13 protein-coding genes are annotated in these 12915 nt (G+C 41.4%); 2 read left to right on the top strand and 11 right to left on the bottom strand.

Annotation, left to right across the window (positions count from 1 at the left end):
• The first annotated feature begins 40 nt into the window (after positions 1-40).
• The gene (locus EW142_RS04740) at positions 41-721 is read left to right on the top strand and encodes a DUF4294 domain-containing protein (protein WP_130610376.1); all 681 of its coding nucleotides are present in this window, start codon (positions 41-43) and stop codon (positions 719-721) included.
• Positions 722-728: 7 nt separating this feature from the next.
• Here the strand turns inward: EW142_RS04740 and EW142_RS04735 are convergent, their stop codons facing one another.
• On the bottom strand, positions 729-959 hold the full coding sequence (locus EW142_RS04735) for a DUF6095 family protein (protein WP_130610373.1): 231 nt from the start codon (positions 957-959) through the stop codon (positions 729-731).
• A gap of 56 nt (positions 960-1015) precedes the next feature.
• On the opposite strand from EW142_RS04735, the gene EW142_RS04730 reads away from it, so the two are divergent.
• On the top strand, positions 1016-2338 hold the full coding sequence (locus EW142_RS04730) for a GntP family permease (RefSeq protein WP_130610371.1): 1323 nt from the start codon (positions 1016-1018) through the stop codon (positions 2336-2338).
• On the opposite strand, the gene EW142_RS04725 is transcribed toward EW142_RS04730, so the two are convergent.
• From EW142_RS04725 to EW142_RS04680, 10 genes are all read right to left on the bottom strand, one after another.
• A complete protein-coding gene (locus EW142_RS04725; RefSeq protein WP_240740158.1) occupies positions 2339-3244 on the bottom strand; it encodes a DUF4249 family protein in 906 nt (301 codons plus the stop codon).
• Between the two features lie 5 nt (positions 3245-3249).
• On the bottom strand, positions 3250-4080 hold the full coding sequence (locus EW142_RS04720; RefSeq protein ID WP_130610368.1) for a DUF4249 family protein: 831 nt from the start codon (positions 4078-4080) through the stop codon (positions 3250-3252).
• Between the two features lies 1 nt (position 4081).
• A complete protein-coding gene (locus tag EW142_RS04715; RefSeq protein WP_130610365.1) occupies positions 4082-6481 on the bottom strand; it encodes a TonB-dependent receptor in 2400 nt (799 codons plus the stop codon).
• Positions 6482-6539: 58 nt separating this feature from the next.
• Positions 6540-7346: a DUF4249 family protein gene (locus EW142_RS04710; RefSeq protein WP_130610362.1), complete on the bottom strand. Its 807-nt coding sequence runs from the start codon at positions 7344-7346 to the stop codon at positions 6540-6542.
• 87 nt (positions 7347-7433) lie between these two features.
• The gene (locus EW142_RS04705) at positions 7434-9656 is read right to left on the bottom strand and encodes an NADP-dependent isocitrate dehydrogenase (protein ID WP_130610359.1); all 2223 of its coding nucleotides are present in this window, start codon (positions 9654-9656) and stop codon (positions 7434-7436) included.
• Positions 9657-10280: 624 nt separating this feature from the next.
• Positions 10281-10631 (bottom strand): 50S ribosomal protein L19, encoded by a 351-nt coding sequence (rplS, locus tag EW142_RS04700; RefSeq protein WP_130610356.1) that lies wholly within the window; start codon positions 10629-10631, stop codon positions 10281-10283.
• A gap of 98 nt (positions 10632-10729) precedes the next feature.
• On the bottom strand, positions 10730-11065 hold the full coding sequence (locus EW142_RS04695; RefSeq protein ID WP_130610354.1) for a hypothetical protein: 336 nt from the start codon (positions 11063-11065) through the stop codon (positions 10730-10732).
• A gap of 1 nt (position 11066) precedes the next feature.
• On the bottom strand, positions 11067-11741 hold the full coding sequence (trmD, locus tag EW142_RS04690; RefSeq protein WP_130610351.1) for a tRNA (guanosine(37)-N1)-methyltransferase TrmD: 675 nt from the start codon (positions 11739-11741) through the stop codon (positions 11067-11069).
• A 23-nt stretch (positions 11742-11764) separates the two neighbouring features.
• Positions 11765-12208, bottom strand: a complete 444-nt coding sequence (locus EW142_RS04685; RefSeq protein ID WP_130610348.1) for a GNAT family N-acetyltransferase — start codon at positions 12206-12208, stop codon at positions 11765-11767.
• Positions 12209-12310: 102 nt separating this feature from the next.
• Positions 12311-12913 (bottom strand): coiled-coil domain-containing protein, encoded by a 603-nt coding sequence (locus EW142_RS04680; RefSeq protein WP_130610345.1) that lies wholly within the window; start codon positions 12911-12913, stop codon positions 12311-12313.
• Positions 12914-12915 lie beyond the last annotated feature (2 nt).

Below are 12915 nucleotides of genomic sequence, written 5' to 3'. Positions count from 1 at the left end.
TTATCCTTAATTTTGGCGAGATCTTTGTTAAAGAAATTAGATGGTTCGCCACCTTTTAAACATCATTTTTCTATTGGTTGTTGTTGTCGGGTTTTCGCAAGAAACCCCAAAGGACACCATTACTGACTATTACGTTCGCTTTGAGGGCGACTCCATTCTAAGAAGTTCCATTGAGCTTGATGAGGTATTCATTTTCAGCAAGCTTGAATTTGCCAATCGAAATGAAAAACTCCGCTATTATATTTTAAGAAGAAAGACCTTAAAGGTATATCCCTATGCAAAATTGGCAGCTGAGCGGTTGGTGGAACTAAACGACAGCCTTACCAAAATTAAAAAGAGAAGACAAAAAAAGCGATATACCAAAAAGGTTCAAAAATACATTGAAGGGGAGTTCTCCGAGGAACTGAAGAAGCTGACCCGAACAGAGGGGCAAATTTTGGTCAAGTTGATTTATCGCCAGACTGGAAAAACCGCATTTAGTTTGGTCAAGGAACTGCGGAGTGGTTGGAGGGCGTTTTGGTACAACACCACGGCCAAGGCTTTCAAAATCAGTATAAAGGAGGAGTTTCATCCCGAACGCATACATGAGGATTATTTGATCGAAGATATTTTACAACGGGCATTCGCCGCCAAACGATTGGAACGTCAAGAATCGGTGCTTGATTATGATTATGCGCTTTTGAGCAACAAATGGAAGAATCCCAATCCCATTAAAAATTAACTTCGGTCTATTTCTGACCTTTTCCAAAAAGGGCATCCATAAAGACTTTGATGGAATAAAAACCAAAGCCGATTGCGGCTGCGGCCAAAATCAGTCCAACAATCAAAACTGGGATGTAGGCTGGATGGTCTTGATTCTTAAAAGCTTGATAAATGACAAAAGGAGCCAAGAACATCAACCCAGTGGTATAACCAATACATTTGATTCCCTTGACCAATAATTTTTTATCTGTGCGCATTACAACGAAAATAGGCATATTGCTTTATATTTAGGCAAGATATTCGTTCATAAGGCATGGTTCTTCTCATACTTCTATTGGTGGTCCTTTTCATTATTGTCGCCACCATCCGTTTTAAAATGCATCCCGTTTTTTCATTGACCATTGCCGCAATAGTTTCAGGATTTTTATTGGGGCTCTCCCCTAATGAGATTATCAAGGCCTTGGGAGAGGGTTTTGGAAAAACATTGTCAGGAATAGCATTGGTTATTGCCTTCGGAAGCGTCATTGGTATTTATTTGGAGAAAACAGGAAGTACAAAACTTTTGGCGAGCAGCGTTTTAAAACTTATTGGAACCAAAAGATCCCCATTGGCTATTAATTTGGCTGGATATATAGTTTCCATCCCTGTTTTTTGCGACTCGGGATTTATCATTCTTTCTTCTCTGCACAAGGCCTTGAGCAAAAAAAGCGGTATCCCGATTTTGGTTTTTGCCATTTCATTATCGATGGGGCTTTATGCGGCTCATGTCTTTGTGCCTCCAACCCCCGGCCCCTTGGCAGCAGCGGCAATTCTCGATGCGGATTTGGGAATGGTACTGATTTTGGGACTGGTAGTGTCCTTACCGGTTTCCCTTTCCGGATATTTTTGGGCCACATTTATTGGAAAATCCTTAAAAATGGAGGAGAAAAAGACCGAAGAAACTGTTGGAGATGAGGTGGAAGACTTAGGGATTCGTCCCTATATGGCGTTCTTGCCATTACTGTCTCCTATCGTACTTATTGCACTTAAATCAATAGTTAATTATCCCACCTACCCATTGGGACAGGGACTGGTTTTTAAGATTGTTGATTTTTTGGGAAATCCGATAATAGCTTTATTGATTGGTGTATTTTTTGCCTTCTTTCTTGGGAGAAAGGTGCCATCCAAAGAAAAAACAAGCTGGATACCCGAAGCTTTGAAGCAGGCAGGGGTTATTGTTTTGATTACAGGTACCGGGGGTGCTTTTGGTGCGGTACTCAGAACGGTTGACATCGCCTCGGTAATTGATTTACAATCCAATTCAGGACTGGGGGGTCTATTGATAACCTTCGTCATCGCTGCGGTATTGAAAACAGCCCAAGGTTCCTCCACGGTGGCCATCATTACTACTGCGGCCATCATCGCACCACTATTGGATACCTTTGGCTTGCTTACGGTTACTGATAAAGCGCTAGCGGTTTTAGCTATCGGGGCCGGAGCAATGACCGTTTCGCATATCAACGATAGTTACTTTTGGGTGGTTTCCCAATTTTCCAATATCAATGTAAAAAATGCCTTAAGAGGGCATACGCTTGGAAGCTTGATCCAAGGTTTGACAGGTATTGGTATCGTGTTGGTGCTGTACGCCTTTTTATAATTACTCTATTGTCAAAGTCTGTCTGAATTCTTGTACCACGGCGAAATAGCCTAAAGGAAACACTTCCGGTTGTTGTACATTATCAAATACAAAAATGTTGTCCAAATCGGTTACATCGAAAATATTGCCTCGAACGGTAGCGGCCGGTGTTTCAAATACCCCACCATCATCTTGGGTTTGCTCCACAATCAAATCGACATAGTTGAAAAAATCCTGGTCAGCACCAAGAATACTAATTTCAACTTCGCTTCCTGGCTGTAGATCTTGTTCATAGAAATAGGAAAACTGAAATTGCTGACCATCAAAAAACTCATCATCCAAGGCCAAAAACTCCCCAAAATCGAAATCCAAAATGTAGAAATTCCGAACATCGGGGGTATCGGTAATGGTAATTTCGATTTCAATGTCATCTTCATCAAACAAAATCTCATCGCCTTGTCGTACATCGTCAAAAGGCACGGCCTGTTGATAGGTGGTACGAGCGGCGTACTCCCTATCTTGAAAAGTAATCAAAAGAATAAAATCGGTATTGGGGGTCACGTTTTGGGTTCGAATACGTTGGTCCCCAGAAAAATTGGGGTCGGGCACCAAAATTCCGCTACCTGGGTCTACCTCGGTCAGGTTGGATACAAATATTGACTCGAACAAATCGGGTTGATCCTCAAGGGGCACACCATAGAAAATAACGGCACTTTCCACATTGGTGACAGGAGTTTCACCAAAAAATGCACTGGTTTCCGTTACGCTTACTTCCACAGGAACAAATTCCTCGCTTTCATCCACTCTTAAAACCGCATTCACAATGAGTCTGGGATCCTCGGAAGGTACATCAATTTGTACTACATCTTCACAGGAAAAAGAAAGAAGACAAATTGCAATTAGGGTTAATAGTTTATTTATTGTCATAATACTTATGGTATTGTAATAGTTCTTTGATACTCCTCAACAACGGCAAAAAAACCCAATGGAAACAACTCTGGCTGCTCTACATTGTCAAAAACATCAATATTGTCCAAATCCGTGACATCAAAAATATTTCCGCGAATTGTGGCGGCCGGGGTCTCAAAAACCCCGAAATCGTCCTCTGTCTGCTCAATCAAACTATTCATATAATTAAAAAATTCCTGGTCGGCTCCTAAAATTTTTACCGTCAATTCATCACCAGATTCGAGATTTTCATCATAAAAATAAGAGAAGGTTTGCTGTTGGCCTTGTATAAATTCATCATCTGTGGTTGCAAAATTCCCAAAGCCAAAGTCGAAAACATAAAAATTTGCTCGGTCTGGGTCATCGGTGAAGGTTACAATGACTTCAGTATCATCTTCATCAAACAAGGTGCCATCACCAATTTGAAGGTCATCAATGGGAACTGAGGGGGAATAGTTAGTCCATGCAAAGTACCGTCTATCTTCCCAGGTCAATTGCAAAATCAATTGTTGGTCCGGCAGCAGGCTTTCAGTTGATCTTGTGGCTTCGTAAATTCCCGAACCCGGATTATTGATATCCACTAGAATAGCACCACCGATGGTAATTTGTGTAAGATTTGTCACCGGAATTTCGCCAAAGAATGAGTCAGTCAGACTCACCTTCACCCTGTACGTAAAAGTTTGAGAATCAGGATTTACCCGAATAAGGGCATTTACAATGAGTCTAGGGTTTTCGGAAGGCACATCCACCTCTACCACGTCCTCACAAGAGGAGGTGAGAAAAAGCAAGAGCACCATACCGAACATCTTTTTCATGTTAGAATTTAAAATTATAGGTCACCGAGGGAACGATGCCAAAAATGGATGTTCGTATGGCCTCGTTTCTTCCGGTGTCTTGGTTTTGTCTGAAATTGATTGACGCAGCATTCCTTCTGCTATAGAGGTTATAAATGCTGAAGACCCATTCGCCCTGTAACTTCCTGCCTTTATTTTTTCTGGGTGTCAAAGTAGCGGAAACATCAATTCTGTGATAGTCTGGCAAGCGTTCTTGGTTTCTTCGCCCAAAATAGGGGACTACCAAGCCCTGGAATTCGAATTGTCCAATAGGGTAATTGGTGGGCTGTCCGGTTTGATAAATAAAGTTTGCGTTGAAACTCCATTTGTCGTTCACCTCATAGTTGCCGTACAGGGCTATATCATGCGTTTTATCAAACGGGGTGCTGTACCATTCTCCAAAATTGATGCCCGTTTCCAAATTAGACCTTCCATTATCAAAGGTTGGGGTCCTTCCTGGGGTCCGTTGTTCCGATCGGGAAAGGGTGTAGGCCAACCAACCTGTTAACCTCCCCTTATTCTTACGCAACAAAAATTCAAGACCGTAAGCGCGTGCCTCTCCATTGAGAATCACTTGTTCAATGGCGTTGTTTGCTATGAGGTCGGCCCCATCAATGTAGTCAATTCGATTTTCTATGTCCTTATAAAACCCTTCAATTTCGAGCGAATACTCTCCATCGTTTATATCCTTAAAGTATCCCGCTGCGTATTGGTTGAGTAATTGTGGTTCGACAAACGGACCACTGGGCGTCCAAACATCTAAAGGTGTTGGTGAGCTTGTATTGGACAATAGGTGAAGGTATTGGGCCAAGCGGGTGAAGCTCATTTTAATGGAGCTCTTGTTGTTGAAATTATAGGCCATGGAAACCCTTGGTTCGAAGTTGAAGAATTTTCGAAGTGTACCACCTCGCCCGGGGCTAATGGTATCAATGGGTATGGCCTCTTGATACACCAAGGTAAAGGGGTCAAAAATCACTGGGTTGTTGTTCTCGTATACAAAAAACTCATCTTGCCCAAAGCGATTGAATTGACTGGCCCGTAACCCGTACCCCACGCTTAGTCTATCCGAAATTTCATGTTCCACATCAATGTATATGGCGTTTTCGTTGGCGTATTTTTTAGTCAATTGTTCCTCTACAATACCTGAATCTGGACTATTGGGCTTTATTTTACCAGGATTGAAAACATAATAGGTGTTGTTAAGGCCGTAGTTGATTTGGAGTTTATCACTGATGTAGTGCTTCAAGTCGTACTTGACATTAAAGTTTTGAATCCCCGAGTCCCATTCAAAGCCAACAAAATCCAATTCTAGACCGTAGAAATAATCGGAATAAATGAGGGAGAGGTTGGAGAAGAGCTTATCAGAGAACAAGTGGGTCCATCTGAAATTACCCACCGCATTCCCATAAGTGTTCACAAAGTTGTCGTTGATACTGAAGAGATCCCTTCCAAAATAACCTGAAAGATAAATGTTGTTCCTTTCATTGATTTTATGGCTGAACTTTGTATTGACATCATAAAAGTATGCGCGATTGTCAATGTCGAACAGTGGCAAAAATAAATGGGCGTAAGAAGCACGGCCACCAGCGAGAAAAGCTGTTCTATCTTTTGTAATGGGCCCTTCAACCAGCAGGCGGCTGGCCACGGCACCAATACCTCCGGTTACCTTGGTCTCCTTGCTGTTTCCTTCCCGTTGAAATATTTCGAGCACAGAAGACACTCTACCGCCATATCGAGCGGGAATTCCTCCTTTGAAAAGCTTAATATCCTTAATGGCATCTGGATTAAAAACAGAGAAAAATCCGAATAAGTGGGATGAATTGAATATAGTAGCTTCATCCAACAGAATCAAATTCTGATCGGCTGCCCCCCCTCGAACATTGAATCCGGAAGAGGCTTCTCCTGCGTTGGTCACCCCTGGAAGTAATATCAAGGATTTTATGACATCTGCTTCGCCCAATACAACTGGAATTTGCTTTATTGTAGTAACGGCGAGGGTATTTACACTCATCTGGGGCTTGCGAATATCAGTTCGCTCGGCATTTTCTGTAACAACCACCTCATCGAGTTCCTCCGTTTCCATTTGCAGTTTAAAATCGAAGCGTTGGTTGGAGTTTAAGGAAACAGTTTGCGAAATATCGCTAAAACCCAAATACGAAACGGAAATGTTGTATTCCCCTTCGGGAAGAGTCAACGAATAGAACCCATACTCATTGGTTGTAGTACCGGTACGAAGCTCGGGCACGGCAATGGTGACGCCGATCATGGTTTCGTTACTGGCAGCTTCCCTGATGGTGCCGCTAATCGTATATTTTGTTTGAGAGAAGGTTTGTAAAGTAAGTAAAAGAAAAATGTACAGGAGGAGAGTCTGTTTTTTGGGCATGCGCTTGGTTTTACTTAAAAGTAGAGAATTTATTTCGTATAAATCAATAGGAATACTCTTATTCCACTGTTAAAAAATCGACGTCGAACTCACTGATTGCGAAATACCCAAATGGGAAGTTATCAGAATTGGTGTTATTGATAATATTTCCCCTGACCATCGCAGTGGGCAGGGCAAATGGGCCTCCTCCATTTTCTCCCGATTGTGTGAGGGCCTGCTCCATAAAATTGGCGAATCTTTCATCTATTCCAAAAACAGTGACTGTCAATAGGTCACCCGGGTCCACATTTTCATAAAAATAGGAGAAAGTTAGTTGACTGTCTTGAAAGAACTCATCATCAATTACCAAAAAATTGTCAAAGCCAAATGAAAAAAGATAATGATTTCGTTCGTTTGGAATATCCGTGAAGGTGACCAACACTTCAGTTTCTTCTTCCTCATCAAACAAAAAGTCCTCCCCTTGTTCCAGACCTACCAAAGTAGGGGAGGCACTCAGTCTTTCCGAGGCAGTGTATGTTTCACCTTGATAGGTCACAATTAAGGTATAGTTCCTATCGAATTGTAAATCTGGGAAACCGGTATTGAAAACTCCGGGTTCATTTTCGTTGAGAGGATAAGACTGACCGGTTTGTTCATCAATGATTTCCACGGTTGCGTTGTCAGCCGGAGGAACCCCCTCTCGTAAGAAAGGTGCGGTCAAGGTAAGTCTTACCTCTCCCACCACAATGGGGTCTCCATTACTTTGATTGAAACCGATAAGAGCATCAATCACCAATCGTGATTCTGAGGTCGGAAAGTCAACTTGAATTACGTCTTCGCAGCCAAAAAGAATCGTAAGAGTGAAAAGGGCAACTATCTTGCGCATGAATCTAGCCCATTTTGGGAATAGGTTGCCTAAAATAGAAAATCATCCCATTAAACCGATGGGTTTAACAGTTTCTTAATCCCTTAACTAATTCAGTGAATCAAGAATTTCGTTGAAAATAACACTTGGCCTCATAGCATGGGAAGCCAATTCCTGGCTTGGCAGATAATACCCCCCCAAATCTACCTGAGCGCCTTGGGCATCCAGCAATTGTTTATGGATCAAAGATTCGTTCTGGGAAAGTTGTTCGTAAATCTTACCGAACGTTTCTTTGAGTTCCAGGTCCTTGTTTTGATTTGCCAATTGCTCCGCCCAATATAGGGTTAAATAGAAGTGACTCCCTCTTGTATCCAGTTCGTTCACCTTACGGGAAGGAGATTTCTTATTGTCCAAAAATTGCTCGGTAGCCTCATCCAAGGCTTCGGCGAGTACCAGGGCTTTTGGGTTTTTGTTTTTTTCACCATAAAACTCCAATGAAACCCCCAATGCCAAAAACTCACCCAAGGAATCCCATCGTAAATGCCCTTCTTCCAAAAATTGTTCAACGTGTTTAGGGGCAGAGCCTCCGGCACCTGTTTCGAACAGGCCTCCTCCGTTCATTAAGGGTACAATCGACAACATTTTGGCACTGGTGCCCACCTCTAGGATGGGAAACAAGTCCGTCAAGTAATCCCGGAGCACATTTCCTGTTACCGAAATGGTGTCTTTGCCTTCCTTTATTCTTTTAAGGGTAAATTTTGTGGCCTCAACTGGAGATAATATCCGTATATCGAGCCCTTTGGTATCTTCCAATGGCAAGTAGCTCTCTACTTTTTTAATCAATTCAGCGTCATGGGCCCTTTCTTTATCCAACCAAAATACAGTTGGGGTTTGGGTAGCTCTGGCTCTGGAGACGGCCAATCTCACCCAGTCGCGAATAGGGGCATCCTTTACTTGGCACATACGCCAAATATCGCCCTTTTCAACTTTGTGCGTGAGTAAAACAGAATCGGTGGATTTGCTTACCACCCGTACTTCTCCTTCTTTTTGTACTTCAAAAGTTTTGTCATGAGACCCATACTCCTCTGCCTTTTGGGCCATAAGACCCACGTTGGGAACTGTTCCCATAGTTTTAGGATCAAAGGCACCGTGTTGCTTGCAAAAGTCTATAGTTGCTTGATAGATTCCAGAATAGCTACTATCAGGAATAATCGCTTTGGTATCTTGTAGTTGTCCATTTTTGTCCCACATTTTGCCAGAATTCCGAATCATCGCCGGCATGGAAGCATCAATGATGATGTCGCTGGGCACATGTAGGTTGGTAATACCTTTATCGGAATTTACCATCGCCAAATCCGGTCCATTATTAATGGTGGCTTGGATTGCATTCGTTATTTTGTTTCGTTGATCTTCGGGAAGTTCCTGAAGTTCTTCGAGCAAAGTTTCAAGTCCATTATTGGGATTTATTCCCAAGTCTTCAAAAATGTCCGCATTTGATTGAAACACATCAGAAAAATAGGTCTCCAAGGCATGTCCGAAGATGATGGGGTCGGACACTTTCATCATGGTCGCCTTAAAGTGCAAGGACAACAAAAGATTCTTTTCCCTGGCATCCGCAATTTCACTTTTGAAAAAGTCAACCAAGGCATTCTTGTTCATTACCGTAGCATCGATGACCTCTTCTTTCTGGATGGTCAGATCATCTTTTAAAATGGTAATATTGCCCTGATAATCTACAAGCTCAATTCGTATTTCATCAGCTTCCTGTAGCGTTAACGATTTTTCATTGTTCCTAAAATCCCCATGGTCCATGGTTGCTACATGGGTTTTGGAACTGGAAGACCATTCTCCCATGGTGTGGGGATTTTTTTTGGCATAATTCTTTATTGCCTTGGGGGCTCTTCTATCGGAATTTCCTTCGCGCAAAACCGGATTTACTGCGCTCCCTTTGATTTTGTCATAACGGGCCTTTATTGTTCGCTCTTCATCAGATTGTGGCTCATCGGGATAGTCGGGTAGGGGATATCCCTTTTTTTGCAATTCTTCAATGGCCTCTTTTAATTGGGGTACTGATGCGCTGATATTTGGTAACTTAATAATATTGGCCTCTGGGGTTTTGGCCAGTTGACCCAGTACGGCCAGGTCATCTGATTTTTTCTGGGCATCATTCAACAATTCTGGAAAAACAGAAAGAATACGACCAGCGAGAGAAATATCCTTGGTTTCAATGGAAATTCCTGCGGTTTGCGTAAAGGCCTTTACAATCGGTAAAAACGAAAGGGTGGCCAAGGCCGGGGCTTCGTCCGTCTTGGTATAAAAAATCTTTGGCATTGGGCTGTTACTATTTAAGCGGAGCAAATATACAATTTATGCCCTTTGTCGGATAAAGGCCCAAGAAATAATGAAAGAATTTGGAAAAAAGTGGAAAAAACAAAAGCCATATCGATGCAAAACACCGATATGGCTTTCTAAAAGGGTCAACGAACCAAGATTTATGTTGCCATAAATCTGCAAACCGAAGATTGCATTCTTTGCCCCTTTGACGTTTCCTCAACACTATGTTCTTAATTTTTCAACTAAACCACATCTTGAAGAGTGTTTCATTGATTCCTGATTTCATCAGAGCAAAAATTGCTTTCTACCCGCACATGAAACCTATGTTTTTCTCTTCTCCATCTGCCGAAACAGACTTCGATTTGAAATACCTTTTGAGATCAGTAGTGTTACCAATTTAAAAGGGAACCAACGATTTTAAAGAACGTCAACTTTAAAAGAAACAAGTTTTTGATATAATCTCCTTCTTATTTCTTCCACTAAATTAGAATAAGAATGCAGATATGCAAATTTTACAACTGATTAAAAATCAACAATCTATAAACCATTGTTATTAACAATTGTTCATAAAAAAAGCGCCCTTTAAAAAGGCGCCTTCAATATTGCAAAGAGGTGGGAAGACTATCCCCTAATCTCTTTAATACGTGCTTTTTTACCGGTTAACCCTCTGAAATAGAAGATTCTAGATCTGCGTACTTTTCCTTTTTTGTTCACTTCAATTTTTTGAAGTGCAGGCATGTTGATTGGAAAAATTCTTTCCACTCCAACCGTACCAGACATTTTGCGAATGGTAAAGGTTTCTGTTGCACCGGTACCTCTTCGTTGTATCACTACTCCCTTGAAGTACTGGGTACGTGTCTTTTCCCCTTCCTTAATTTCATAATAAACGGTAATGGTGTCCCCAGAAGAAAACTCGGGAAAATCCTTTTTTTGGATAAATTCGCTTTCTACAAATTTTATTAAAGATTCCATTGGTCTTTTTTTCTTGTTTTGCACTATCAACTTTCACGTCTCTCGTCAGAGGTTGATTTTGCGCTTGCAAAAATAGCACAATATTGGTAAACAACAAGCTATTCAGTCAGCTTTTTAAGAAGGGCAATCTTTTTACCGTATTGTAGGGCAAAAAGCAATATGCCTATGGCGAAGAGGATAACGGGTATTTGTGCCGCAAGGTTCATAATTGCATTTGAACGGATCAAAGCTTCTGAAGAACGACTTGCTGCAAGCGTGGTCCAAAGGACGCTCCCCAAGGAGAAGAATATGGTTAAAATACTTCCAATACACATAAATATCGTAGCCAGGTTTCTTTCCCTAATGAGCAGAATCACGCAAGCCGCTGCAATTATCAATTTAAATATTCCATTTATCGCTCCTCCAAGGATATAAAATGCTTCTAGATTTTCCATATCATTTTAATAAATCAGGTCGTTTTGTCTTGGTTTTTTCAAAGGCTTGTTCTTCCCGCCATTTCTCAATTTTCGGAAAATCTCCGCTCAAAAGAATTTGCGGAACTTCGCTACCTTGATAAGAAGCTGGCCGGGTATACACGGGCGGGGCCAATAGATTGTCTTGAAAAGTATCGGTCAGAGCTGAAGTTTCATCGTTCAGAACTCCTGGAATCAATCGAATAATGGCATCACATAGGACGGCAGCGCCCAATTCGCCTCCAGATAGCACATAATCCCCTATTGAAATCTCTCGGGTAATGAACATATCCCTTACTCTTTGGTCCACTCCTTTATAGTGTCCACATAAAATAATAATATTCTTTTTTAGCGAAAGCTGATTGGCCATTCCCTGGTCTAAGGTATCGCCATCAGGGGTCATATAAATGACTTCATCGTATTCGCGCTCGCTTTTGAGTTGGGCAATACATTTGTCGATGGGTTCTATCATCAAAACCATACCGGCCCCTCCACCAAATTGGTAATCATCCACTTGGCGATAATTTCCGGTGGTAAAATCCCTAAGGTTGTGAAAATGGACCTCAACCAAACCCTTTTCGATAGATCTTTTTAAAATCGAGGCTTCAAATGGGCTTTTTAGGAGTTCCGGTAGGACCGTTATGATGTCGATTCGCATACGAACAGCGGTTTAATGTTTTATCATTCGGGATTTGACCAAAAATAGTGGAGATAGGCTTCATCTTTTTTCCATCCCAGCCTTTCGTATAAATTTTGTGCAGGGTTATCGAGGGCGGTCTCCAAAGCTAAACCTTTAAAGTTCTTCTTAGCACAATGGTCTTTGGCTTTCTCAAGCAGCGCCTCTCCGATTCCCATGTGACGATGTTCAGAATTGACATACAAATCATTCAAAATATAAAAGGGTTTCATGCTTACGGATGAAAAAGTTGCATATAACTGGGTAAATCCAATAGCTTGATTATTCAACATTGCCATGAAAACGATGTTTTCTTCTTTTTGAAATCGTTCCTTTAAGAATTCCCTTGCTGAATCCTTATCGGTTTTTTGTTCGTAGAACTGTCTGTAGGCATCGAACAAAGGTACCAATAGCTCCAAATCTGAAATGTTGGCCTGTTTTATTTGCATGGGCCAAAACTAAACAATTCCCAGCATTGTGCTTATTGGCTACAAAGTTCAATTACGTTCTTGATGCAAATAAAAAAGGCTTCCCTAGGAAGCCATTCTTTATTATTTTTTGCTCTTATTTAATTCGTCTTGTAGTCTACGACTTATTTTCTGTTCGCGCTCCAAAGCCCGTCTTCTATGGTCTTCAAACTCTTGCTCTAAATCAGCCAATGCCGTCTTTGCTTGTTGGGTAAGAAAATTACTGTTCCGGAATTTGTAGATAAATAGGAACAACATCAATAACAATCCAACGATAATAGACCATAAAATTCCTTTATAAGTGGCCTTGCCGACCAAAACTCCAAAAAAGGAGATGCTATCTTTTTCATCGGTGACCTTTTTTAGGTTTTCTGTGGTTTCCTGCAGTTTGGCGTTCAAACTGGTAATTTCAGTGTTGTTCCCTTCAATAGTAGCAGTCAAGTCCTTAATGGAGCTATTCGCTGTATTTATAGAATCAAAAATGTTTTGCTTGATTCGATTGAGGTCTACCAAACGAATAACTTCGTAGCGAATCCCGTTGGCTCTATAATTACCGGACTTTTTCTCCAATACCTGAAATTGACCCACTAAAGTTGGGTCTTCCTCAGTAGAAGTCTGTTGTTGTGCGGATAGGGTTGAATGTGCTGAAAGAAAGATCAGGGCTACGAATAAAACGATACGCTTCATGG

Source organism: Flagellimonas allohymeniacidonis, from assembly GCF_004296335.1.
In the GTDB taxonomy this organism is placed as follows: domain Bacteria; phylum Bacteroidota; class Bacteroidia; order Flavobacteriales; family Flavobacteriaceae; genus Flagellimonas; species Flagellimonas allohymeniacidonis.
The sequence above is the reverse complement of the archived record's forward strand: the minus strand, read 5'-3'. Positions and strand labels throughout refer to the sequence as shown.